Consider the following 22,928-nt stretch of genomic DNA (forward strand, 5'->3'; position numbering starts at 1 on the left):
CGTTCAGTCGAATTGCGTCGCCGCGTGCTGATTCGCGCGGCGCAACCGTTCGCGGCTGTTCGAAAGATGCATGCGCATGGCCGCGCGCGCGCTTTCGGCGTCGCGCCGCGCAATCGCATCGAAGATGCTTTCGTGCTCGCGGTTCACGAGCGAGAGATAGGCGCTCGGGTCTTCGCGCGCGATGCTGGCGGAATCGACGCGCTCGCGTGGAATCAAGGCCGTGCCGAGCTGCACGAGAATATCGACGAAGTAGCGATTGCCGGTGGCCTGCGCCACCGCGACATGAAAGTCGAGATCCGCTTCCACACTGTCCGAGGCATTCGCGCGCTTGGCCGCGATCATATCGAGCGCGGCGCGAATGCGCGCGATGTCGGCCGACTTCGCCCGTTGCGCGGCGAGCCCCGCGCATTCCGTCTCGAGGCTGATGCGCAACTCGAGAATTGCCAGTACGTCGCGTAACGTCGTACCCGGTACCACTTCGAGGCCGATCGATTGTTTGCTCGGCTCGAGCACGAAGCTGCCGATGCCATGGCGCGTCTCGATCACTTTTGCGGCCTGCAAACGGGAAATGGCCTCGCGGATGACGGTGCGGCTGACGCTCATCGTTTCCATGAGCTGGGATTCCGTCGGCAGCTTGTCACCGGGCTTGAGGACGCTTGCCTCGATTTGCTCAGTCAAGCGGCTGACGACGAATTCCGCCAAGTTTCGAGCCCGTCTTTGTGGGACGGCAGGGGTGGGCGGCGCGGACATCGATGTACCTCGTGGGGACAGCATTTTATGAGTGCGAATGCGTATTCATTATAGCTAGTCACGCCCCCAAGTCGTCAGATGACGGACATTCGGTGGGCGAGTAAAGCGCGTGGACCGGCACCGGCGCGCCATGGGCGGCCCGGGCCGGTTTTGCCGATGCTGTCTGCGTTACTCGAACGTGACCACTTCGACCCAGTTCGGGTTCTTCCCCGTCGGTGCACCGCCGTTCGCCGTCAGTGCGCCGGTTCTGCGATCGATACGATACTCGGTCAAATGATTCGAGAGTTGTCCAACCGCGAACAGATATTGACCGGATGCGTCGATGCCGAAGCCGCGCGGCTGTTTTTCAGTCGGCCATGTCCCGATACGTTGCAGCTTGCCCGAGCGGCGATCGACGCGGTAGCCCCCGAGCGTGCTCGATGTGCGCTCGGATACGTAGAGGAACTTGCCGTCGGGCGTCAGGTGGACGTCCGCGCCCCAGGGTTTTCCGGTGAACTCGGTCGGGAGGATCGAGATCGTCTGAACGGGACGTGCCGCATCGGCCTTCTTGTCGAAGGCCAGCACATGGAGTTTGCCGTCGAGTTCGTCGATCAGATACACGAAGCGCCCATCGCCCGAGAATACGAAGTGGCGCGGGCCCGAGCCGTGCGGCAGCGAGTAGGCCGGCTTCGGGTCGAGCGTGAGCGTGCCGGCGTCGCCGTCGAGCGCGAGCTTCAGCCAGGCGTCCGAGCCCAGCACCGAAGCGAAAGCGTACCGATTGTCGGGCGAGGTACGAATGGCGTGTGCCATCGGTCCCGTCGGGACGGTTTGAAGCGCATCTTCAGGCATGCCCTTCGCATCGATGCGGCTCATCGACAGCAGGTTGCCGCCGTACGAGGCGCCGAAGAGGAAGCGGCCCGTGGCGTCGGTGGAAATGTAAGCCATGCTCTCGGGCAACGCCGCGGTGCCGATCCGCGTGAGCGTCCCGTCGAGCGGATTCATGAACAGCGTCGCCACGCTGTACGGCTTCGAGCGCAGTCCGACATAAAGATGCGGCCGGTTCGGCGAACGTGCCATCGGCATGGCCGTGCCGCCGACAGCGAGCGTCTGGATCGATGTGAGCGCGCCCTCTCGGTCATCGAGTTTGAATGCCGAGATGTCCTGGCTGTCGGCGTTCGAGACGTAGACATAGGTGCTGCTTGCATGCGCGGTGCCGGCGAGCGCGCATGCCATCAGGCCGGCTAGCGCCACGCGCAGTGAAAAACGTCTCGGCATATCCATTCTCCTCACTGTTATTGATGACGGTAATGTACGTCATCTTATGTCTGATAACTAGGCGGAGAAACGCTGCGGCATTAGGAGGCCCGGGATCGGCACGACGATTGCTCCAGACCCGTTACCTAAAACGTCGGGCGACTCGGCTCGCAAGGGAGGATTTCCATGAAACGACTCATCGCGCTCCTGGTACTTGCCGCAACGGCGGCGCTGACAGCCTGCCATACCGTTGCGGGGGCGGGAGAAGACCTCTCGAAGGGCGGTCACGCCATCACCAACTCGGCCGAGAAGCATTCGGACTGACGTCGGTCGAAACTGCAATCGGGCGGCGTGTTGCGCGCCGCCCGCGGTTTACTCAGGTCGCGACATTCCCCAATGGGTGCTCGCGGCCCCACGTCATATCAGGCTGAAGTCCGGCCCCGTCGCCCCGGGTGGTCTCGCCGCGTTCGGCCGTCTTCAGACGCGATCTGCCGACCGGCGCGCCGACGAAATGAGCGCCGCTATTTCGCATGCGCGGCGCTTGCTGGCGGCCGCCGAGCGATTGGGTCGTTCGTCGGCTTGGTGGGGCGCTTGACCGGCATGTTGTCGGGGTTGTGAGCGTTCACTCCGCTTGCGGGGGACTGTGGGGGCTGGACCATGGACGCGCTGGCATTGCTCGGCGCGCTTTGGCTTTGTGCGTGGGCCAGACTGACTCCGGCCAGGGCGGCCCATGCAACCGTTGCAACCGCAAAGGCGTGCCCGAGCTCTCGATCGATCGCACTCATCATCGGCTCCTCGGCGGGAAAAGCCGCCGTGTTCATATGGAGCAGCAATCGGAGGACCCGTTTCAAGGCGAACGGCGCCGCTGGGGGCGCGGGTCATTCGATGCATCGCTGGGAAGTCGTGAGATCGGTAGTACCAAAGCACTCGCTTGCGGTTTTGGCGACCGCGGCCCCGCGAGCCGTCATGAGCGGCGCGCGAGCCGCCAGCGGTGAAACGCCAGATTCAGTACCCAGACTATCAGCGCGGCGGCAGCGAGAGACAGCACGATAATGACGAGCAATCCGACCGTCTCTATGTCATCTGCGTTGTTGACCGTATCGACTCCAAGCCTGCGCATGACCAGCGCAATCAACGCCGGCAGTGGCGGGAACTCGTAGGGAAGGCTGGCGATGAACCGCGACAGCGCAAAGCCGATGACAACGGTTGCCAACATATTGGCGCCGTAGCGGACAAGCTTCATCAACGAACCTCCAGCGTGCCGTAAGCCTTTACACTCGTACCGGGAACGGTAAGCGTTGGTCCGCCGCTTCTCAGATACGTGCTGAGCTGTTTGAATTGTGCCGGGTTGACGAGCGCGATGCATCCTTCGCTGCGACGCTGCGGCCCAATGGGATGCAATCGAAACGCACCTCGTCGTACGCCGTTGACGTAGGTCACATCGTCGATGGCACCGTCGTTTCTGTACAGCGCGAACCATTCATTGCGGTCGGTACCGTAGCCGTGAGTCCGAAGGATGTCGTAAAGCCACCCTAGGTGCCCGCCAGATTGACGATCAAGGATGTAGTATCGCCCCCGTGGAAGCGGTCCGGACTCGGCGTTGCCTTCGGCGGCAGGATTATTTCGGTCGGCCGGCATACCGGAGAAGGCTGCGAAAGTGCCAGCGCCAGAACACGAGAGCGACGTAAGCGGTTGGTTATTCAGCAAAAACGTGCAGTTGATTGGCATCACCCGGAACTCGTGGTCGATCAAGCTTGCAATGTTGACATGCTCGCCGACCGAGCCGCAACCGGCGGCTCGGTCTGTCTATCGGTGCGGACGAGCTGGGAGCGGCGCATATGTGCCTAAACCTCCATCTTTTCGGGCGCGATGCGGCACTTACCTAGGCGCTGCACCACGCGATTTTTCATTGTTTCAGCACGTCAGCGCCGTGTCGATCGCGCCGACATCGGCAGCCCCAAACTCGGGCACAGACTACCAAGCCGACAGATGAACGAATCAAATCGCAGGCAGCAGGCTACAGAGAACGACAATTACCTTGGCCGGTCGCATTGACTCAGGTTTTTTGTTACCGAGCTAGGCTCGTTGCCTCAAGTACTTTGCTACTTGTTAGACGGCTGATGGGTGCGACGTCGTCGTTCTGAGGCGCAGTTGCATTGCGGCGCGCGTCGACTGGCCGTTACGGACGGCGGGCGGATTTAGCGATGCGACGACGCTACAAGCAGGCGCCAACGGATTGGGCCCAGATTGGGCTCGTGCTGATGGTGATTCTGGGGTGGCAGAGAATGGCCATGGGCCGATACCGCCTCGATGCCACAGCCCGCGCATTTGTATATGCCGGAGAACGGCGCGGTTGCACCGGGATGATGAAGTGTGTCGAACGCGTCGTTGTTGACGTGTGACAGCTGATTCCCGTATTTGTATTGCGCCATGACGTCACCGGCTCGGTTACACCGCAAAGTTTTGATTGAGTTCAGCAACATCGGGTGTCGGCAACGCCAAAGGCGTGTCCCCTTCCGGTGAGTATAAATCGCGGTACATCAGGACGGTACGAGGCGCGTCGTCCTGTGCGCCGCGCTGTGGACGTTTCTTGCTCACCGTCGACTGACGCACTTTGTTGTGCGCGGCGGCTTTAAACCCATTGCGTTCATAGAACTGGATCGTGCGCGGATTGTTGTCCGCATCGACCGTCAGTAAGCGCACCGATACGCTGTTGCCGTAGGCAATCGCCTCGATCGCTCGGGTCAGCTCGCGTCCGATTCCGGCCGATTGCAGGTCCGATCGCACTGCGAGCTTGGTGATCTTGATTGCGGGGAAATACTTGATCGAACACTCGAACGGCAGTCCCAGCTCGAACGCCTCCGATAAATTCAACGGAAGCCCATCGGCGGACAGACTGAAAAATCCCACAGGGATCACGTCGTCCTGGGCGTAGGCGACGACCGTTTCAGTCAGGCCGTGCATGGAATAGTCGCGAGCGCTTTCTGTCAGGAACGAATCCAGGCCTTGATTGCCGCACACGAAACCCGCGAGCTGTGCGGAGGTCAGGTCACAGATGTTGCGGAGCGCAAGCTGCGCGAGAGTCGGCACCGACGAGCGTTAACCGCGACGCACACCGTGCGGCAGCGGTGCCGCGAACGCTTTTTGGAGATCCGCAGCATATCGACGCAATTGTTCGCGGCGTTCGTCCGTCAGAGTGACGGACGTGACGCTACGGACGAGCGCGCGACTATCGCGGCGCGTCAATCTGCGGGTGGACTGAATGATGGGTTTGGCTGCCATGTTGCTACTTCAGATTACATAATCACATCGCGCAACCGCCAGTTTTGCGGCACCTGCGCACATTATCGGAAGCGATACCGAGAACTTAAGAGCGATCCGCGAAAAGGTCAACCGCAAACGTACATTCTGCACAGCGGGCGTTGCGGTAAAAGATTCCGATCGAAAACCAGGCCGCGATTTTCGCACGACCTTTTGGGTCGAAGCGATTAGAACACACGAATGATACATGGTTCACTTAACGGACGCAGCAGCGCCGAATGGCCGCGGCCACCGACGTCCAACGCGTCGGCGGCGGCCTACATGGCCGGTGTCCTACCTCTGATTTGCAACGATTCTCACTTCCTCGTCCGGCCCTCCTTGAAATCGGGGCAACCCGTCCATATAATTAGCACTCGCTGCACGTGAGTGCTAACAAGTTCCGTCCGGGTCGCTGGGCGGCCTACCAAGCTAAGCGTTCTTCAGTCTCAATCAGAGAGGAGTGTTGTATGAACCTTCGTCCTTTGCACGATCGCGTCATCGTGAAGCGTCTGGATCAAGAAACCAAGACCGCCTCGGGCATCGTGATCCCCGACGCTGCGGCCGAAAAGCCGGACCAGGGTGAAGTGCTCGCGATCGGGCCGGGCAAGCGCAATGACAAGGGTGACCAGATCTCGCTCGACGTCAAGGTCGGCGATCGCGTGCTGTTCGGCAAGTACGCAGGCCAAACCGTGAAGGTCGACGGCCAGGAACTGCTCGTCATGCGCGAAGAAGACATCATGGCGGTCGTTCAGAAGTAATCACGCTTCCGATCCATATCCACTGAGATTTCAAGGAGTTAGAAGATGGCAGCTAAAGACGTCGTATTCGGCGACAGCGCACGCGCCAAGATGGTCGAAGGCGTGAACATTCTCGCCAATGCGGTGAAGGTCACGCTGGGCCCCAAGGGCCGTAACGTCGTGCTCGAGCGCAGCTTCGGCGGCCCGACGGTGACCAAGGACGGTGTCTCGGTCGCGAAGGAAATCGAGCTCGAAGACAAGCTCCAGAACATGGGCGCGCAGATGGTCAAGGAAGTCGCTTCCAAGACCAGCGACAACGCCGGTGACGGCACGACGACGGCCACGGTGCTGGCTCAGTCGATCGTCCGCGAAGGTATGAAGTATGTCGCGTCGGGCATGAACCCGATGGACCTGAAGCGCGGCATCGACAAAGCGGTGATCGCCGCCGTCGAAGAGCTGAAGAAGATCAGCAAGCCGTGCACGACGAACAAGGAAATCGCCCAGGTCGGTTCGATTTCGGCCAACAGCGACACCTCGATCGGCGAGCGCATCGCCGAGGCAATGGACAAGGTCGGTAAGGAAGGCGTCATCACCGTCGAAGACGGCAAGTCGCTCGCCGACGAACTCGAAGTCGTCGAAGGTATGCAGTTCGACCGCGGCTACCTGTCCCCGTACTTCATCAACAACCCCGACAAGCAAGTCGCCGTGCTCGAGAGCCCGTTCGTGCTGTTGCACGACAAGAAGATCTCGAACATCCGCGATCTGCTGCCGGTGCTCGAGCAAGTCGCGAAGGCTGGCCGTCCGCTGCTGATCATCGCCGAGGACGTCGAAGGCGAAGCACTCGCCACGCTGGTCGTGAACAACATCCGCGGCATCCTGAAGACCGTTGCGGTCAAGGCGCCGGGCTTCGGCGATCGTCGCAAGGCGATGCTCGAAGACATCGCGATCCTCACGGGCGGCCAGGTGATCGCCGAGGAAACGGGTCTTTCGCTCGAAAAGGCCTCGTTGCAAGAGCTCGGTCAAGCGAAGCGCATCGAAGTTGCGAAGGAAAACACGACGATCATCGACGGTGCGGGCGACGGCGCCAACATCGAAGCACGTGTGAAGCAGATCCGCACGCAAATCGAAGAAGCCACTTCGGACTACGATCGCGAAAAGCTGCAAGAGCGTGTGGCGAAGCTGGCCGGCGGCGTGGCAGTGATCAAGGTCGGCGCTGCAACCGAAGTCGAAATGAAGGAAAAGAAGGCACGTGTCGAAGACGCGCTGCACGCTACGCGCGCGGCCGTTGAAGAAGGTATCGTGCCCGGCGGCGGTGTGGCGCTGATCCGCGCTCGCGCGGCGATCGCCAGCGTCAAGGGCGAAAACGCCGACCAGGACGCAGGTATCAAGATCGTGCTGCGCGCGATGGAAGAGCCGCTGCGTCAGATCGTGTCGAACGGTGGCGAAGAAGCCAGCGTCGTCGTGGCGGCCGTTGCCAATGGCAAGGGCAACTACGGCTACAACGCAGCCACGGGCGAGTACGGCGATCTGGTCGAGGCAGGCGTGGTCGATCCGACGAAGGTGACGCGCACGGCGCTGCAAAACGCCGCTTCGGTTGCCGGCCTCCTCCTGACGACGGACGCGGCTGTTGCCGAGTTGCCGAAGAAGGACTCGCCGATGCCTGGCGGCATGCCCGGCGGTATGGGCGGCATGGGCATGGACATGTAAGTCTCGCGCAACAGCGAGCAGCATGAAGGGCGCGCCTCACGGCGCGTCCGTCCAGACGAAACCCCGCAGCGATGCGGGGTTTTTTTGTTTGTGCCGCAGCCAGATCCATTGGCCGTTTGGCGGATTTCCACGCACCGCACTTTGCGGGAGCATGAGCCTTTCCACTCACATTGGAGAAGGCCATGTTTCATTGCCGGACAAGCCCTGCGCTTGCGCTCTGCGTCCCCTTGCGCTTCGCCAAAACGGCGTCCGAATATTGTAGTTGTCAATTGACAACCTCGTCGTTTCCCCCTATCCTGGGGCTCGTATGACTCGTCCGGTGCATCCGAAGAAGGAAATCGAGGAGGCGCTGCGGTACGCGCAAGCGAACGGCTGGACCGTAAGGGTCGGTGGAGCGCACGCCTGGGGAAGGCTTTATTGCCCATACAACGATGCGGAGTGCCGCTGCGGAGACTTCTGCATCGTCGGTATTTGGAGCACCCCGAAAAACGCGGGCAACCACGCGCGAGCGTTACGGCGAGTCGTCGATCACTGCACTACGCACCAGATGAACGTGCGGCAATAAAAGGGCTGTGCCAAGGAATAAGCCAATGGAATACGTATTCACTTTGAGATATCAACTGCCGGTCGAACTGTGCGATCCGGCGGAACTGATGGAGCGGCTCGGGGCGGCGGGGTGCGACGATGCGCTGGTCGGGATGGGCTTGCCGGGCCGAGTCGCGCTGGAGTTCACGCGCGAAGCCGCATCCGCGCAAGTGGCGTTGGTGACTGCCTTGTCCGATGTACGTCGCGCCCTTCCCGGCGCAACGTTGATCGAGGCGGTGCCGGACTTCGTCGGCCTGAGCGATGTCGCGGACGTTGTCGGCGTGAGCCGGCAGAACATGCGCAAGCTCATGCTCACCCATGCGGCGAATTTCCCCGCCCCCGTGCATTGCGGCACCACCTCGATCTGGCACCTCGCCGAAGTCCTCGCATGGTTGCAGGACAAGGGCAGCTATGAACTGAAGGCGGAACTACGCGAGACTGCCGCCGCCGCAATGCAGATCAACCTGGCCAAGGCGGCGCGTCAGGCATTGCCGCGTGTTCAGCAGCAAGTGAGCGGCCTCATCGCCTGAGCGAGGCATGCGGCGAATCGGCACAGCCGCGCGTCAGTGCGGCGGCTGACGGTAACGGGGCACAGCGGCGGCGCCTTCCACGCGCACTTCTTCATTCTCGTCGTCATGCGCCCAAAAGAAGCGATCGAGCAGGTAGGCGCCCATACCGGGACGGAACGCATGGAGGGTTGCCTGATAGAGATATTCCTGGGCTTCGCGGGCGGCCTCGGCGGGCTCTTGCCCGTTCGCGAGCAGCGCGGCAATGGCCGCACCCAGCGTATCCGTCGTGCCCATCAGCCGGTGAGGAGGGCGGTCCCACATGTCCTGTCGCAGTTGCCCTTCTTCGCCGAACAGCGTGTTGACGAGCCGATGGGTGCCCGTCTGTATCGACAAGATGTACTCGGCCCCCTGCGAGAGCAAATGCGCAATCGCGGCATCGAGGCTTGGGGCATCGGCGTCGCCATCGGGTTGCGCCAATGCAGCGAGCGTCGTCTGGTCCGCCACGAGCAGTGTGGTTTGCGGCGCGAGCAAGTCGGCGATCGATTCGCGCAGATCGTCGGCAGCGAGGACGTGCTCGTCATCGACGGTGAAATCGGGCGCCAGAATCAACGGGATATCGTCGTAGTCGGCTACGACTTCGGCGATCGCACTCACCACCTCCGCGCGCGTTGCCGCGCCCACTTTAAATGCGGCGATCGGCATGTCTTCGAGTAGCATGCGCGCCTGGGTGGCCACCACCTCGGGGTCGAGTCCTGTAACTTCGTCGCAGTTTGCGGAGTCGCGGACCGTATAGCCGGTGAGAACGGAAACGCCGTGGCAGCCCATGCTCGCGAGCGTGAGTAGGTCGGCCTGGATGCCGAAGCCTCCGGTCGGATCGGAAAGACCGAAAGTGAGAACGATGGGAGGAGCGGCGCTGGGCATGGCGGAGGTTGGGGCAAGAACGGGTTGGGACGTCGCAAAAATGCAGTCGGCTCAATTATGCGGCTTTATTGATTCGGATGGCACGATGGGCGTGCTCAATTCAAGGGCGTAGCCAGTGCGGCATCAAAAACGGTACCATCATGGCTCTTTTAATCAACGGACCTTTCGACGCGGCATAGGAATGGAATATAAAAGCTGGATGTGCCTCATTTGCGGCTGGATCTACGACGAAGAGGCCGGCCTTCCGGAGGAAGGGATCGCTCCCGGAACGAAGTGGGAAGATGTCCCGCTGAACTGGACTTGTCCCGAATGCGGAGCCCGCAAGGAAGACTTCGAAATGGTTCAGATCTGATCCGCGACGCGAGCGGCTGTCGGCAAGCCGCTCGTCATTTTGCGAGCGCGCGCTGCCCCTATGAGTTCTCCTCTCACGTCGAACTTCGAAGCGCTGCCGAACCCCCGCGGGGCGGCAGTGCGACCGGCTGAAGACGCTCTGGCTGAAGCGCGCCGAGCCTTCGATTCTCATGCTGCGACCGGCGCGCCGCTGCGTCGCGCAGCCGAGGCGTTGGCGCATGCCGGCTGGTTGCCGGCGCAACGGTTCGCCGAAACGCTGGCGCTGGCCTCGCCGTTCGCCGAAGGCGCGTTCGAGGAGCGATTCGGTGCGGCGCTCGCCGATTTCCAAGCCGCGCTCATGCGGCGCAATCTGCGCGAGCTTGCTTGCTCGACGGTCCTGTTCGAGCACTACCGCGACCTGCGCTCGCGCATCGCGATGCACGCGGGCCCGTCGGACATCGCTTACGAAGATGTCGCGCTGGCGGGCAAGCCGATCGCCCCGGCAACGATGAGATCGATTGCGACGCCGCAGCTGGCGCGTTTGCGCGCGTGCTACGAAAGCGCGCTGCTCGCGTGGCTGCGCGGGCGTGATTCGGCGCACGGGGCGCTGGGCGATCTGGACGGTTACATCGAGCAGCTCGCCGGGCCCGATCCATACGATGTTTGGCGGCTCGCGGCCGCGTGCGCGCGAGCGCTGCGGGTGACCGGGCGAGCCACCACGGGCGATGCCGATGCGAAACGCTTCTATGCGCGGTGCAACCTGCTGCTCGGGGAGCAGGCGCATGGACTCCTGCTCGCGCCGAAGTCGTTCGTTCGTATGGCGCTTGCTTTGCTGTGGCGCGACTATGCGCTTTACGGTGCTCCCGCGGAAGATGCCGATCAGGTGGCGCTGCTCAACGACTACGGGCTGACGGTCGATTGGCATGTCGCCGGCAACATGGATTCCGAGGCGCGCTGGGAGGTTGAGGCGGCGCGCGAAGCGGGACAAACGGGCGTTCGAGACGGATCGTCCGTGCGTGAGCTCGGAGTGCTGTCGATCCATGCGCCCGCTTACGAAGATTTTCTGCAGACGGCCGATATCGCGATGTCGGCACTCGCGAATCGTCCCGTATCGACCGACGCGTCCGCGGCGCTGAAGCTCTCCGAGGCGGCTTATCGGCTGGGCAGCGCAGGCTGCGCGCTTGGCCTTGGACACATCGCCGCGCTTGCCGACGCACTGGCGCTGGCCTGGCGTCTGACGGCGTGCGCCTGGCAGTCCGCCGCGCCGGAACGCCAGCCCGAGGCCCGCGCCGTGGATGCGGCCGCCCAGGCGCTGCGCGCGATGCTGCTACGTGTGGCGGCTGGCGTGGCCCCGTCCGAATCTGGCGCATTTCATGCGTTGATCCAGTCGATCGAGCGCGCCGCGCCGGCGCGCTCGCACCCGGCCCATTTCTGATCTCTCCCCTTGCGGCCCGTGCGTCGGCGCGCGCGTTGCGCGGCGCGGACAGCCGGCTGCGGCGGCGCGGCTGAAAGGCCCGGCCGACGTGATAGAGTGTGCAGTAATGAGGCATGTCGCCCCTTGGCGGCACGGCGGCCGGCGCCCGGTGCGCGGCCGTGCGCTGGCGCCCGAAGTCGCGGGCCGGTCCCGCACTGTCTTTGCTAGAATTCGAACCATGCCTAAGAGTAACGATCGCATCAACCTGACCAACCAGTTCCTGATCGCCATGCCGAATATGGCCGATCCCACGTTTTCAGGGACTGTGGTCTATCTTTGCGATCACAGCGATCGCGGAGCGCTCGGCCTTGTCATCAACCGGCCGACCGACATCGATCTGGAATCGCTTTTCAGTCGCATCGATCTCAAACTCGCAATCGAACCGCTGTTGCACGTGCCCGTCTATTTCGGCGGCCCGGTGCAGACCGAGCGCGGCTTCGTGCTGCACGAGCCCGTCGAGGGCAGTGCCTACACGTCGTCGATGTCGGTCACGGGCGGCCTCGAAATGACCACCTCGAAAGATGTGCTCGAGGCCGTCGCGAGCGGAAAAGGGCCGCAGCGCTTTTTGCTGACGCTCGGTCACGCCGGCTGGGGTGCGGGTCAGCTCGAAGAGGAAATCTCCAAGAACGGCTGGCTCACTGTGGAAGCCGATCCGCGCATCGTGTTCGATGTGCCGGCGGAAGAGCGTTTCGAGGCTGCGCTTGCATTGCTCGGCATCTCCGCATCGATGCTTTCCGGTGACGCAGGGCACGCATGAGCAAACCGGTCGGGCGTGAGGCGACGCTGCTTGCGTTCGACTACGGCGAAAAGCGCATCGGCGTGGCCGTCGGCAATATGTTGACGCGTCAGGCGCGCGCGCTGGTGGTCGTGCCGAACACGAACCGCGAGTATCGTTTCGAAGCGCTCGGCAAACTGATCGGCGAATGGAAACCCGATGCACTCGTCGTGGGATTGCCGCTGCATCCCGACGGCACGCCGCACGACATGACCCGCCTCGCCAAGCGTTTCGGCAATCAATTGAACGGCCGCTTCAATCTCCCGGTGGCATGGGTCGACGAGCGCTACAGCTCGGTCCAGGCCGCCGCCGATTTGCGCGATGCCGGCGTGCGTGTCGACATGATCGATGCCGAAGCGGCCCGCATCATTCTTCAACAATATCTGGACGGACTTTCCGATGAGCTGCATTGACGCCGAAGCGTCGTATCGCGTTTTGCTCACGCAAATCCGCGATGCATACGGCCACCTTTTCGGCAGTGCCGACGCGCCGGAGCTGGCGGGTATTCATAGCGGCGGCGCCTGGCTCGCGAAGCGGCTCGCGAGCGATCTGGGCATCGAGCGGTTCGGCGTGATCAATGTCGCCTTGCATCGCGACGACTACGCCAAGAAAGGCCTGCATAGCCAGGCGAGCCCCACGTTGTTGCCGTTCGATGTCGACGGGCGGCGCATCGTGCTCGTCGATGACGTGCTGTACACCGGCCGAACCGTGCGCGCCGCGATCAACGAACTCTACGATTACGGCCGCCCGGCGGCGATCGAGCTCGCCGTGCTGGCCGAGCGCGGCGGCCGGGAGTTGCCGATTGCGGCGCGTTTCGTCGGCGCCCATGTGGAGCTCGCCGACGACACCACGCTGGTGCTCGTGCGCGAGGCGCAGGGCGACCGCGACGGCGAAACCGACCGCTTCACCTTCCGTACCGAGCCGCGTACCGATTGACGCGATCGACGCGATTGACGCGCGCACGCTCTTGCACGCTACCCGACCCACGTTTGCAGCAGGCAGAATATGAACACCGTCACCCCGGGGCAGGCCGACCATGCAACTTCGGCAGACCGTTTTCGCTACGGTTTCCTGAAGGGCAATCCGCAACTGACGAAAAACGGCGAGCTCAAGCATCTGCTGACGATCGAGGGATTGCCGCGCGCGATCGTCACGCACATTCTCGATACGGCCGAGCAGTTCGTGAGTGTCACCGATCGTGAGGTGAAGAAGGTGCCGCTCTTGCGCGGCAAGTCCGTCTTCAACCTGTTCTTCGAGAACTCGACGCGCACGCGGACCACGTTCGAGATTGCGGCCAAGCGCTTGTCGGCCGACGTCATCAACTTGAACATCAATGCATCGTCGACGAGCAAAGGCGAATCGTTGCTCGATACGATCAACAATCTGTCGGCGATGCATGCCGATATGTTCGTCGTTCGCCATGCATCGAGCGGGGCCCCTTATCTGATTGCGCAGCACTGCGCGCCGCACGTGCACGTCATCAATGCCGGCGACGGGCGCCATGCGCATCCGACGCAAGGCCTGCTCGATATGTACACGATTCGTCATTACAAGCGGGATTTCACGAATCTGCGCGTGGCGATCGTCGGCGACATTCTGCATTCGCGCGTTGCGCGCTCCGATATCCATGCGCTCACCACGCTCGGCGTGCCGGAGGTCCGTGCGATCGGCCCGCGCACGCTGTTGCCGGGCGGGCTCGAACAGATGGGTGTGCGGGTGTTCAACAATCTCGACGAGGGATTGAAGGGTGTCGACGTCATCATCATGCTGCGGCTGCAGAACGAACGGATGAGCGGGGCGCTGTTGCCTTCGGCGCAGGAGTATTTCAAGAGCTGGGGGTTGACGCCCGAACGTCTTGCGCTTGCCCAGCCCGATGCGATCGTGATGCACCCGGGACCGATGAACCGCGGCGTCGAGATCGATTCGCAAGTGGCGGACGGCCCGCAATCGGTGATTCTCGATCAGGTGACGTTCGGCATCGCCGTGCGCATGGCCGTGATGGGCATCGTGGCCGGCAACAACGATTGAGACGGTTTGCCCGATCGTGGCGCTAGCCCGCGCCGATGCACGGGCGGCAGGTACGCGCGCGGGAATGCGAAAACAAAGACGGACGGAATAAAGAAGGCAGCGCATGAAGATTCATATCGAAGGCGGCACGTTGATCGACCCGGTGGCGGGCAGCGAGGCGCGGGCCGATGTATTCATCGACGAGGGCAAGATCGCGGCGATCGGTACCGCACCGGCCGGTTTCGATGCTGCAAAGCGCGTCGATGCGAAAGGGCGCCACGTCGTGCCGGGGCTCGTCGATTTGTCCGCGCGGCTGCGCGAGCCCGGCAACGAATATCGCGCCACGCTCGAGTCGGAAACCGCCGCGGCGCTGGCCGGCGGCGTGACGAGCCTCGTATGTCCGCCCGATACCGAGCCCGTGCTCGACGAGCCCGGTCTCGTCGACATGTTGAAATTCCGCGCGAGCAACCTCGAGCGCGTGCACGTGTATCCGCTCGGCGCTCTGACCGTCGGCTTGAAGGGGCAGGTCATCACCGAGATGGTCGAGCTGACCGAAGCCGGTTGTATCGGGTTTTCGCAGGCCGATGTGCCCGTCGTCGACACACAAGTGCTCCTGCGCGCGTTGCAGTATGCGAGCACGTATGACTACACCGTATGGCTGCGGCCGCTGGATGCCTATCTCGCCAAGGGCGGCGTGGCGGCGAGCGGCGCCGTTGCTTCGCGGCTCGGTTTGCCGGGCGTACCCGTTGCGGCCGAGACGATCGCACTGCATACGATCTTCGAATTGATGCGCGTGACCGGTGCGCGCGTGCATCTGCCGCAACTATCGTCGGCGGCCGGCATCGCGCTCGTGCGAGAAGCCAAGGCCGAAGGGTTGCGCGTCACATGCGATGTCTCGGCGAACCACGTCCATCTGATCGACGTCGACATCGGTTACTTCGACGCGCAATTCCGGCTCGATCCGCCGTTGCGCGGGCAGCGCGATCGCGAGGCGATCCGTGCAGGCCTGGCGGACGGCACCATCGATGCGATCGCATCGAATCACACGCCTGTCGACGACGACGAAAAGCTGTTGCCCTTCGACGAAGCGACCCCGGGCGCGACCGGCCTCGAGCTGCTGCTCTCGCTGACGGTGAAATGGGCCCAGGAAGCACGCATTCCGCTGGCGAAGGCATTGAGCCGGATCACCGCCGCACCGGCCGATGTGCTCAAGCTGCCCGCGGGGCGCATCGAAGTGGGTGCCGTGGCCGATCTTTGCGTTTTCGATGCGAGCGCGCACTGGCGCGTCGAGCCGCGCGTGTTGAAGAGCCAGGGTCACAACACGCCGTTTCTGGGCTACGAACTGCCGGGCCACGTGATGGCGACGATCGTCGCGGGCCGTCTCGCCTACGAGCGCGTGTGAGCGCGTCCCTGCCGATCCGAATGGACCGACTCGAATGAAACTCGCGCTTGCCAAGGCCCGGCTGGGACTGCACCTGCTGCACGGAATGTGGATCGTCGCGACACGCTTTCCGCACGCCTCGCCCGAGCGCAAGCTCGTGCTCATCCGCGCGTGGTCGCTCAAGGTGTTGCGGCTCGCGGGCGTCAAGCTCGTCGTGCATCATGACGAGGCGCGGCTCGACCACGGTGCGCTGGTGGTCGGCAACCACGTCTCGTGGCTCGATATCTATGTCATCAATGCGTGGCGGCCGACGCCGTTCGTTTCGAAGGCCGAAGTGCGCCATTGGCCCATCGTCGGCTGGCTCGCGCATCAACTGGGCACGATCTTCGTGCATCGGGAAAAGCGCAGAGACGCCCATCGCACGATGCACGAGATGGCGGCGCGGCTGCAAGCGGGCGAGGTGATGTGCATGTTTCCCGAAGGCACGACCTCGGATGGTCTCGACTTGTTGCCGTTTCACTCGAATCTGTTTCAAGCGGCTGTTTCGGCCGGTTGCCGCGTGCAGCCCATCTGCCTTTTATACGAGGATGCCGAGGGCCGGCAATCGACGGCGCCCGCTTATATCGGCGATATGTCGCTGGGCGAATCGGTCGATGCCGTCTTGCGCGGTGCTCCGTTGACGGCGCACTTGTATGTGGGCGACGCGATCGAAGCGGTAGAGGACAGGCGCGTGCTGGCGGCGAGGGCTAGAGATGCCGTGGCGGCCGGTCTTGTTCGATTGAAGCCATCGCAACCGGCGCCGGCCATGGCGCCGAGCGCTTCAGATACGGCACCGCTGGGTGCCGAATACGATCAGCGTTAAACGGCAAAACGCATCGGCGCGATGTTCGCTTGAATGAATGCCTCGAACCGAGCGACCGAATCGTCGATCGTGAGACCGGCCGTATCGATCGTCAGATCGGGCGAGACGGGGGCCTCATAGGGCGACGATATGCCCGTGAACTCGGGCAACTCGCCGCGTCGCGCACGTGAATAGAGTCCTTTCGGATCACGCGATTCGCATACGGCAAGACTGCTGGCGATGTGCACTTCGAAGAAGCGCTCGCCGACGATCGAACGCGCAAGACTGCGATGCTCGCGCGCCGGCGAAATCAGCGCGCCGATCACGACGAATCCCGCGTTTTTGAACAGCGCGGCCACTTCGGCGGTGCGGCGGACGTTTTCCAGACGGTCGGCGTGGCTGAAGCCGAGGTTCGAATTCAGGCCGGTACGCAGGATGTCTCCATCGAGCACCACTACCATGCAGCGCCTCGCTTCGAGCCGTTCCTTGACGGCATGCGCGAGCGTCGATTTGCCGGCGCCCGAGAGGCCCGTCATCCAGAGGACGCCGCCGCGCTCGCCGGACGAAACGATGGACTGCGGGGCGCCGCTCACGCTCGCCAGGTTCTGCGGAATCTGGCGGGACGATGCGTCTGTTGATGGAAAGGGGGTGCCTTCCAAGGTGACTCCTGCTCGATTGCGAAACACTGCATTCTATGAAAATTTGCGGGCACGCAAAGCGCGGCGCGGTTACCGATTGTTTCTACAATCGGTGCATTCCTCTTGCGCGACGGTGCGCGCCGCCGGATCGCGCGTGAGGCGGACGGCCGTCAGACGGTTGCCCCACACGCAGCCCGAATCGAGCCCGATCAGGTTGTCGCGCATGAGGACGCCGAGCGCAGCCCAGTGCCCGAACACGATGGTGGTGTCCGACGTGCGGCGATCGGGTGCGTCGAACCACGGCACAAAACCCGTCGGACCGTTTTCGAGGGTGCCGTTCGCACTGAACTCCATGTCGCCGCCGGGGGTGCAGAAACGCACGCGCGTGAACGCGTTGAAGGCGACGCGCAACCGATCCACGCGCGAGAGATCGGGCGACCAGCGATTGGGCCCCTTCTCGTAGAGTGCCGCAAGCGTTTCCTGCCAGTTCGGCGCGCGCAGCGCCCGCCCCAATTCGTCGGCGAGTTCGAGCACGAGCGTCGTGTCCCACTGCGGCAGGACACCCGCATGGACCATCAGCGTGCCGTTCTCCAGATGAGCGAACGGCCGCTGCCGAAGCCAGTCGAGCAGCTCCTGCGCATCGGGCGCCGTCAGGATATCGCCGAACGTATCGTCCGCCTTCTGACGGCGTATGCCAGCCGAGACGGCCAGCACATGCATATCGTGGTTGCCGAGCACGACCTTCGCCCGCGCGCCGAACCCTGCTATTTCCCGTAGTGTGGCGAGCGAATCCGGGCCGCGGTTGATGAGATCGCCGGCGAACCAAAGCGGTGTATCGCCGGGCGGGGAAAGCCTGGCGAGAAGGCGGCGAAAGGGTGCAAGGCATCCCTGCAGATCGCCGAAAGCAATGGGGGCGGCAAGCGTGTCCATGGTCAGATAGTCAAATGGAATGGACGGCTCTCTAAAGTCTTGCAGGCCTGCAGCCGTATAATTAGCTGATTATTTGGCCAAACTGAGCAGCGGCGCGGGCGATATTTGGATCACCGCACCGCCAGCAAAGAGCGAGCCGTCGAACGGAATTTCGGCGAGGGGGCATTGTACGCAAAGTCCCGCTGACGCGTCGCGGGCCGCGCAATTTTGAGGAACCCCATGATCCTGGTCACCGGCGGCGCCGGTTTCATCGGCGCCAATTTCGTGTTGGATTGGCTGCGCGATTCGCAAGAAGCTGTCCTGAACGTCGACAAACTGACGTACGCGGGCAACTTACGCACGCTCGCGCCGCTGGCGGACAACCCGGGCCACATCTTCGTGCGCGGCGATATCTGCGACGGCGCGTTGCTCGACGGCTTGCTCGCACAACACAAGCCCCGTGCCGTGGTGCATTTCGCGGCCGAAAGCCATGTCGACCGGTCGATCCACGGCCCCGCCGACTTCGTGCAAACGAACGTCGTCGGCACGTTCACGCTGCTCGAAGCCGTGCGCCGATACTGGTCCGCGCTCGACGATGCGGCTCGCCCGGCCTTTCGCTTTTTGCACGTTTCGACGGACGAGGTGTTCGGTTCGCTTTCGCCCACGGATCCGCCCTTTTCCGAGACGACCGCCTACGCGCCGAACAGCCCGTACTCGGCGACCAAAGCAGGGTCCGACCATCTCGTGCGCGCCTATCGTCACACCTATGGTTTGCCGACACTGACGACGAACTGCTCGAACAATTACGGGCCATACCAGTTCCCCGAAAAACTGATTCCGCTGATGATTGCCAACGCGCTCGCCGGGAAACCGTTACCGGTGTATGGCGACGGCCAGAACGTCCGTGATTGGCTTTACGTCGGCGATCATTGTTCAGCCGTGCGCGAGGTGCTCGCGCGAGGCGAGCCCGGCGAGACATACAACGTCGGCGGCTGGAACGAGAAAACGAACATCGACGTGGTGACGACGATTTGTGAATTGCTCGACGGCATCCGCCCGAAAGCGCACGGCTCGTACCGCGAGCAGATCGCGTTCGTGAAGGACCGGCCGGGGCATGACCGGCGTTATGCGATCGACGCCCGCAAGCTCGAGCGGACGCTGGGATGGAAGCCTGCCGAGACGTTCGAGACAGGGATGGGGAAAACAGTGCGCTGGTATCTCGACAACGCGGCCTGGGTGAGCGAAGTGGCCTCCGGCGATTACCGGAAGTGGCTCGAAACGAACTATGCAAAACGCGACTGAAGGAGCCTCCATGGCGCGCAAAGGCATCATCCTAGCGGGCGGCTCCGGCACGCGGCTCTATCCGATTACCCATGCGGTGTCGAAACAGCTGCTGCCGGTATACGACAAGCCGATGATCTACTACCCATTGTCCACGTTGATGGTCTCCGGGATTCGCGAAGTCCTGATCATCTCGACGCCGCAGGACACGCCGCGTTTCGAGGCGATGCTGGGCGACGGCAGCCAGTGGGGGATGAACCTGCAATACGCGGTGCAGCCGAGCCCGGACGGTTTGGCGCAGGCGTTCGTCATCGGCAAGGACTTTGTCGATGGCAAGCCGTCGACGCTGATACTGGGCGACAACATCTTCTACGGCCACGATCTGGTCAGCCAGCTCGAACGCGCCGACGCGCGGACCTCGGGCGCAACGGTTTTCGCGTATCACGTGCAGGATCCGGAGCGGTATGGCGTCGTCGAATTCGATTCGGCATTCCGCGCGCTATCGATCGAAGAGAAGCCCGCGCAGCCGCGCTCGAACTACGCCGTAACGGGGCTTTACTTCTATGACGAGCACGTGTGCGAGATTGCGAAGAGCATCAAGCCCTCGGCGCGCGGCGAGCTCGAGATCACCGATGTGAACTCGCATTATCTGCAAGCGGGCAAGCTCGACGTCGAGATCATGGGGCGCGGCTATGCGTGGCTCGATACGGGCACGCACGATTCGCTGATCGAAGCGGCCAGCTTCATTGCCACGCTGCAAAAGCGGCAGGGGCTGATGGTGGCTTGCCCCGAGGAAATCGCCTATCGCCGCAACTGGATCGATGCCGAGCAACTGCTGAGGCTTGCGAAGCCGCTTTGCAAGAGCAGCTACGGCGCGTATTTGACGGGCCTTCTCACCGACCAGATCGCATGACAATTCAAGTGACCTCGATGCCGCTCGACGGCGTGAAGCTCATCGAGCCCAAGGTGTTCGGCGATACGCGCGGCTTCTTTTTCGAGAGCTTCAACGCTCGCGAGTTTGCGCAACACGTGCAAGACGGCGTGACGTTCGTACAGGACAATCACTCGCGTTCCGCCAAGGGCGTGCTGCGCGGCCTGCATTATCAGATCGCGCATGCGCAGGGCAAGCTCGTGCGTGTCACGGAAGGCGAGGTGTTCGACGTGGCCGTCGACCTGCGTCGCTCGTCGCCTACGTTCGGCAAGTGGGAGGGCATCACGTTGTCGGCCGAGAACCATCGGCAGTTGTGGATCCCGCCCGGCTTCGCGCACGGCTTCGTGGTACTGTCCGAGTCCGCGCAGTTTCTCTACAAGACGACCGATTATTGGTATCCGGAGTTCGAGCGCTGCCTGCTTTGGAACGATCCGAGCGTCGGCATCGAATGGCCGATCGAGTTCGAGCCGATCCTGGCCGCCAAGGATGCCGCCGGCCGGTTATTGGCCGATGCCGACCTGTTCGAGTGAGCGAACGGGTTCGTAAAAAAATCGAAATCTAAGATGGGTGTTGGATTGGAATCTTCTTCTCAGCCAGGGCGTCGGCGTGTGTTGCTGACCGGCGCTCGCGGCTTTACGGGCGTCTATGTCCGCAACGAACTCGAGCGCGCCGGCTACGAGGTGATCGGCACGCTGGCGCGCGGCGAAACGGCCGGTGCGCACGAGCATCTGCTCGATATTTCGTCGCTGCACGATTGCCGCCGCGTGATTGGCGAAGTGCGGCCCACGCATCTCGTGCATCTGGCCGCGATCAGTTTCGTGGCGCATGACGACGCGCTCGACATGTATCGCGTCAACGTGCTCGGCACGCTGAACCTGCTGCAAGCCTGCGTCGACGTGGGATGCCACCCGGAGAAGGTTCTCGTCGCCAGCAGCGCGAACGTCTACGGCAACGCCGCGGGCGTGGTGGACGAGAGCGTTGCACCCGCGCCGGTGAACCACTATGCGGCCAGCAAGCTTGCGATGGAGCACCTGGTGCGGACCTGGTTCGACCGCTTGCCCATCGTTGTCACGCGGCCGTTCAACTACACGGGACGCGGGCAGGAGCCGCGCTTTCTCGTGCCGAAGATCGTTTCGCACTTCGTGCAGCGCAGGCCGTTCATCGAGTTGGGTAACCTCGACGTGGCGCGGGATTTCTCCGACGTGCGGATGGTGGCCAGCATCTATCGCTCGCTGTTGGCCGGCAAGGCGGCCGGTGAGGTCGTGAATGTCTGCAGCGAGCGCGCGTACACGCTGCATCAGGTCATCGACATGGTGCGGGAAGCCTCGCATCACGATCTCGACATCCGAGTGAACCGCGCATTCGTTCGGGATAACGAGGTCAAAATGCTGATCGGCTCGGCCGAGAAGCTGCGGCAACTGGTTCCGGATGTCGAACCTATCGAATTCGCCGATACCATTCGTTGGATGGTTCAACGCGAGCATCACTGAGCGCAGCCAAAAGTAGGCGGTGGAGCGGCAATTTGTACCTTGCCGCGGCCCTGGGTCGGCAAAATTCACCCGATTGCGGTGTTTCAGATTGTTAGGCACCTTCGGTTACCCCCCGTGTGCTTCTATAATCTCGTGTCCTCGCGTCGTGGCGCTTTCGTCGGCTGGCATCTGTCCGGTATCTGTCCTCGGGGTGCACTCGTTCATGTCCGATTCGAACCAACCGATCATTCTCGTTACCGGCGCGTCGGGGCAAGTAGGCTTCGAGCTCGTGCGCACGCTTCAGGGGCTGGGAACGGTGATCGCGCCGCGGCGCTATGCACTCGATCTCGCCGATGTGCGTTCGACCGAGGCGGCGCTCGATGAGATCCGGCCTTCGCTGATCGTCAACCCGGGTGCCTATACCGCTGTCGATCAGGCCGAGAGCGATGTCGATACCGCAATGCGCATCAATGCGCATGCGCCTGGTGTATTGGCTGCGGCGGCCCATGCGATGGGCGTGCCGCTGATCCATTATTCGACGGACTATGTCTTCGATGGCGCGAAGCAAGGGGCCTATGAAGAAGACGACGCGCCCGGCCCGTTGAATGTCTACGGTGCGAGCAAATTGGCCGGCGAGCGCGCCATCGAGCAGGCTGGCGCCGCGCATCTGATTTTGCGTACGAGCTGGGTCTATGGCGCGCGCGGGCGCAATTTTATGAAGACGATGCTGCGCCTGGGCGAAGAGCGCGACGAGCTGCGCATCGTCGACGATCAACGCGGCGCCCCGACGTGGTCGCGTACGATCGCGACACTGACGGCGCATATCGTTGCCCAGGCCATGGCAGTGGCGCCTGAAGCGCGGGCGCAATGGTGGTCCGCGCGCAGCGGCACGTACCATCTGAGCGCGAGCGGGGAGGCCTCGTGGGCGGAATTCGCGCGGGCGATTTTCGAGCTTGCCTCGCCCGAGAAGGCGCCGAAGGTCGTACCGATTTCGGCGAGCGAATACCCGACGCCGGCGCGGCGGCCCGCCAACTCGCGGCTTTCCAATGCGAAGTTGGCCGCGGCGTTTGGAATTCGGCCACCGCATTGGCGGGACGCTTTATCGCTCTGCTTGCAGGACCGGCAATCGTGGTGAGGCCGGGCATCGGCA

26 protein-coding genes are annotated in these 22,928 nt (G+C 62.9%); 18 read left to right on the forward strand and 8 right to left on the reverse strand.

The genetic code is table 11. The features are described 5' to 3' along the window. Nucleotides 1-3 precede the first annotated feature (3 nt). Nucleotides 4-750 carry a FadR/GntR family transcriptional regulator gene (locus ACR9ZC_RS11135; RefSeq protein WP_481580316.1) on the reverse strand — a complete coding sequence of 249 codons (747 nt, stop codon included), beginning with the start codon at nucleotides 748-750 and terminating at the stop codon, nucleotides 4-6. Between the two features lie 168 nt (nucleotides 751-918). Beyond that, a complete protein-coding gene (locus ACR9ZC_RS11140; RefSeq protein WP_481580317.1) occupies nucleotides 919-2,004 on the reverse strand; it encodes a lactonase family protein in 1,086 nt (361 codons plus the stop codon). 165 nt (nucleotides 2,005-2,169) lie between these two features. Here ACR9ZC_RS11140 and ACR9ZC_RS11145 point away from each other — a divergent pair, with 165 nt between their 5' ends. Continuing rightward, nucleotides 2,170-2,307 (forward strand): entericidin A/B family lipoprotein, encoded by a 138-nt coding sequence (locus ACR9ZC_RS11145; RefSeq protein WP_331568109.1) that lies wholly within the window; start codon nucleotides 2,170-2,172, stop codon nucleotides 2,305-2,307. 640 nt (nucleotides 2,308-2,947) lie between these two features. On the opposite strand, the gene ACR9ZC_RS11150 is transcribed toward ACR9ZC_RS11145, so the two are convergent. The 3 genes from ACR9ZC_RS11150 to ACR9ZC_RS11160 form a co-directional block, all read right to left on the reverse strand. Beyond that, complete coding sequence (locus tag ACR9ZC_RS11150; RefSeq protein WP_481580318.1) at nucleotides 2,948-3,226, reverse strand: hypothetical protein; 279 nt, start codon at nucleotides 3,224-3,226, stop codon at nucleotides 2,948-2,950. After that, a complete protein-coding gene (locus ACR9ZC_RS11155) occupies nucleotides 3,226-3,711 on the reverse strand; it encodes a DUF2778 domain-containing protein (protein WP_481582645.1) in 486 nt (161 codons plus the stop codon). Before ACR9ZC_RS11155 ends, ACR9ZC_RS11150 begins: the two co-directional genes overlap by 1 nt. Nucleotides 3,712-4,431: 720 nt before the next feature. Further along, on the reverse strand, nucleotides 4,432-5,073 hold the full coding sequence (locus ACR9ZC_RS11160) for a GNAT family N-acetyltransferase (protein WP_481580319.1): 642 nt from the start codon (nucleotides 5,071-5,073) through the stop codon (nucleotides 4,432-4,434). A 677-nt stretch (nucleotides 5,074-5,750) separates the two neighbouring features. Between ACR9ZC_RS11160 and groES the strand changes: the two genes are divergently transcribed. The 4 genes from groES to ACR9ZC_RS11180 all read left to right on the forward strand — a co-directional run bounded on the left by groES (nucleotide 5,751) and on the right by ACR9ZC_RS11180 (nucleotide 8,842). Beyond that, nucleotides 5,751-6,041, forward strand: coding sequence for a co-chaperone GroES (gene groES / locus ACR9ZC_RS11165; protein WP_173256351.1), 291 nt, complete (start codon nucleotides 5,751-5,753; stop codon nucleotides 6,039-6,041). A 45-nt stretch (nucleotides 6,042-6,086) separates the two neighbouring features. Then, the gene (gene groL, locus ACR9ZC_RS11170) at nucleotides 6,087-7,727 is read left to right on the forward strand and encodes a chaperonin GroEL (RefSeq protein WP_481580320.1); all 1,641 of its coding nucleotides are present in this window, start codon (nucleotides 6,087-6,089) and stop codon (nucleotides 7,725-7,727) included. 307 nt (nucleotides 7,728-8,034) lie between these two features. Then, nucleotides 8,035-8,292 carry a hypothetical protein gene (locus ACR9ZC_RS11175; RefSeq protein ID WP_481580321.1) on the forward strand — a complete coding sequence of 86 codons (258 nt, stop codon included), beginning with the start codon at nucleotides 8,035-8,037 and terminating at the stop codon, nucleotides 8,290-8,292. A gap of 25 nt (nucleotides 8,293-8,317) precedes the next feature. Continuing rightward, nucleotides 8,318-8,842 (forward strand): helix-turn-helix transcriptional regulator, encoded by a 525-nt coding sequence (locus tag ACR9ZC_RS11180; protein ID WP_481580322.1) that lies wholly within the window; start codon nucleotides 8,318-8,320, stop codon nucleotides 8,840-8,842. A 33-nt stretch (nucleotides 8,843-8,875) separates the two neighbouring features. Here the strand turns inward: ACR9ZC_RS11180 and ACR9ZC_RS11185 are convergent, their stop codons facing one another. Then, nucleotides 8,876-9,742 carry a hydroxymethylpyrimidine/phosphomethylpyrimidine kinase gene (locus ACR9ZC_RS11185; protein ID WP_481580323.1) on the reverse strand — a complete coding sequence of 289 codons (867 nt, stop codon included), beginning with the start codon at nucleotides 9,740-9,742 and terminating at the stop codon, nucleotides 8,876-8,878. 181 nt (nucleotides 9,743-9,923) lie between these two features. On the opposite strand from ACR9ZC_RS11185, the gene ACR9ZC_RS11190 reads away from it, so the two are divergent. The 8 genes from ACR9ZC_RS11190 to ACR9ZC_RS11225 all read left to right on the forward strand — a co-directional run bounded on the left by ACR9ZC_RS11190 (nucleotide 9,924) and on the right by ACR9ZC_RS11225 (nucleotide 16,571). After that, complete coding sequence (locus ACR9ZC_RS11190) at nucleotides 9,924-10,094, forward strand: rubredoxin (RefSeq protein WP_173256356.1); 171 nt, start codon at nucleotides 9,924-9,926, stop codon at nucleotides 10,092-10,094. Nucleotides 10,095-10,154: 60 nt separating this feature from the next. Next, the gene (locus tag ACR9ZC_RS11195) at nucleotides 10,155-11,507 is read left to right on the forward strand and encodes a FimL-related protein (protein WP_481580324.1); all 1,353 of its coding nucleotides are present in this window, start codon (nucleotides 10,155-10,157) and stop codon (nucleotides 11,505-11,507) included. Nucleotides 11,508-11,724: 217 nt separating this feature from the next. Continuing rightward, a complete protein-coding gene (locus ACR9ZC_RS11200) occupies nucleotides 11,725-12,303 on the forward strand; it encodes a YqgE/AlgH family protein (RefSeq protein ID WP_481580325.1) in 579 nt (192 codons plus the stop codon). Further along, complete coding sequence (gene ruvX / locus ACR9ZC_RS11205; protein WP_173256359.1) at nucleotides 12,300-12,734, forward strand: Holliday junction resolvase RuvX; 435 nt, start codon at nucleotides 12,300-12,302, stop codon at nucleotides 12,732-12,734. Before ACR9ZC_RS11200 ends, ruvX begins: the two co-directional genes overlap by 4 nt. Then, nucleotides 12,721-13,257, forward strand: a complete 537-nt coding sequence (gene pyrR, locus ACR9ZC_RS11210; RefSeq protein ID WP_481580326.1) for a bifunctional pyr operon transcriptional regulator/uracil phosphoribosyltransferase PyrR — start codon at nucleotides 12,721-12,723, stop codon at nucleotides 13,255-13,257. Before ruvX ends, pyrR begins: the two co-directional genes overlap by 14 nt. Nucleotides 13,258-13,326: 69 nt before the next feature. After that, a complete protein-coding gene (locus ACR9ZC_RS11215) occupies nucleotides 13,327-14,349 on the forward strand; it encodes an aspartate carbamoyltransferase catalytic subunit (protein WP_331573666.1) in 1,023 nt (340 codons plus the stop codon). Between the two features lie 103 nt (nucleotides 14,350-14,452). Then, complete coding sequence (locus ACR9ZC_RS11220) at nucleotides 14,453-15,730, forward strand: dihydroorotase (RefSeq protein ID WP_481580327.1); 1,278 nt, start codon at nucleotides 14,453-14,455, stop codon at nucleotides 15,728-15,730. A 34-nt stretch (nucleotides 15,731-15,764) separates the two neighbouring features. Further along, complete coding sequence (locus ACR9ZC_RS11225) at nucleotides 15,765-16,571, forward strand: lysophospholipid acyltransferase family protein (protein WP_481580328.1); 807 nt, start codon at nucleotides 15,765-15,767, stop codon at nucleotides 16,569-16,571. Here ACR9ZC_RS11225 and cysC read toward each other — a convergent pair. Both cysC and ACR9ZC_RS11235 read right to left on the reverse strand, forming a co-directional pair. Then, nucleotides 16,568-17,122, reverse strand: a complete 555-nt coding sequence (cysC, locus tag ACR9ZC_RS11230; protein ID WP_481582646.1) for an adenylyl-sulfate kinase — start codon at nucleotides 17,120-17,122, stop codon at nucleotides 16,568-16,570. The genes ACR9ZC_RS11225 and cysC overlap by 4 nt on opposite strands. Nucleotides 17,123-17,278: 156 nt before the next feature. Then, the gene (locus tag ACR9ZC_RS11235) at nucleotides 17,279-18,124 is read right to left on the reverse strand and encodes a symmetrical bis(5'-nucleosyl)-tetraphosphatase (protein WP_481582647.1); all 846 of its coding nucleotides are present in this window, start codon (nucleotides 18,122-18,124) and stop codon (nucleotides 17,279-17,281) included. A gap of 213 nt (nucleotides 18,125-18,337) precedes the next feature. Between ACR9ZC_RS11235 and rfbB the strand changes: the two genes are divergently transcribed. The 5 genes from rfbB (at nucleotide 18,338) to rfbD (ending at nucleotide 22,913) form a co-directional block, all read left to right on the forward strand. Further along, the gene (gene rfbB, locus ACR9ZC_RS11240) at nucleotides 18,338-19,399 is read left to right on the forward strand and encodes a dTDP-glucose 4,6-dehydratase (RefSeq protein WP_481580329.1); all 1,062 of its coding nucleotides are present in this window, start codon (nucleotides 18,338-18,340) and stop codon (nucleotides 19,397-19,399) included. A 10-nt stretch (nucleotides 19,400-19,409) separates the two neighbouring features. Continuing rightward, complete coding sequence (gene rfbA / locus ACR9ZC_RS11245; RefSeq protein ID WP_481580330.1) at nucleotides 19,410-20,291, forward strand: glucose-1-phosphate thymidylyltransferase RfbA; 882 nt, start codon at nucleotides 19,410-19,412, stop codon at nucleotides 20,289-20,291. Continuing rightward, nucleotides 20,288-20,839 carry a dTDP-4-dehydrorhamnose 3,5-epimerase gene (gene rfbC / locus ACR9ZC_RS11250; RefSeq protein ID WP_481580331.1) on the forward strand — a complete coding sequence of 184 codons (552 nt, stop codon included), beginning with the start codon at nucleotides 20,288-20,290 and terminating at the stop codon, nucleotides 20,837-20,839. The genes rfbA and rfbC overlap by 4 nt, the downstream gene beginning before the upstream one ends. Nucleotides 20,840-20,872: 33 nt before the next feature. Next, entirely contained in the window at nucleotides 20,873-21,799 is a 927-nt protein-coding gene (locus tag ACR9ZC_RS11255) for an NAD-dependent epimerase/dehydratase family protein (RefSeq protein WP_481580332.1), read from the forward strand. A 202-nt stretch (nucleotides 21,800-22,001) separates the two neighbouring features. Continuing rightward, entirely contained in the window at nucleotides 22,002-22,913 is a 912-nt protein-coding gene (gene rfbD, locus ACR9ZC_RS11260; RefSeq protein WP_481580333.1) for a dTDP-4-dehydrorhamnose reductase, read from the forward strand. The last annotated feature ends 15 nt before the right edge of the window (nucleotides 22,914-22,928 follow it).

This window comes from Trinickia sp. HAY1-2D (genome assembly GCF_056754935.1).